The sequence below is a fragment of the Massilia genomosp. 1 genome, assembly GCF_011682185.1.
In the GTDB taxonomy this organism is placed as follows: domain Bacteria; phylum Pseudomonadota; class Gammaproteobacteria; order Burkholderiales; family Burkholderiaceae_D; genus Telluria_A; species Telluria_A rubra.
Genome location: NZ_WHJF01000460.1, coordinates 1 through 334, shown reverse-complemented (window position 1 = coordinate 334; position 334 = coordinate 1). Strand labels below are relative to the sequence as shown.

1 protein-coding gene is annotated in these 334 nt (G+C 69.2%); it reads right to left on the bottom strand.

Going from position 1 to position 334, the window contains the following annotated elements:
* The coding region (locus tag F1735_RS34510) for a hypothetical protein (RefSeq protein WP_167241559.1) at positions 1-334 on the bottom strand (334 nt) is incomplete at both ends.

The window sequence follows — 334 nt, the reverse complement described above, 5'->3', positions numbered from 1 at the left end:
TGCCAGCCAGGGCGCCGAGGGAATAGAGGGCCACGCTCGCCTCCGTTCCAACCACGACAGCCGCCGCCACCAGGACGCCGGTAGCAACGATGAACGGCGTCGAGTAGGCCATTGCCCGCAGCCGGCCGATGCGGCCTTTCATCGACAAGCCGAGCATTCCAGGTGCATCGCCCGCTTCGCGCTGCGCGCCGCCAGCGCCGCCGATGGAGGCCGCCGAGACGCTGTAGACCCCGGCCTCCAGCGCATTGACGCTGGCACCGCCGGAAACGACCGCCATGCTGTATCGCTCGGCCGCCACCGGCTTGATGTTGACGCGGCCGAGCAGCCATTGGTA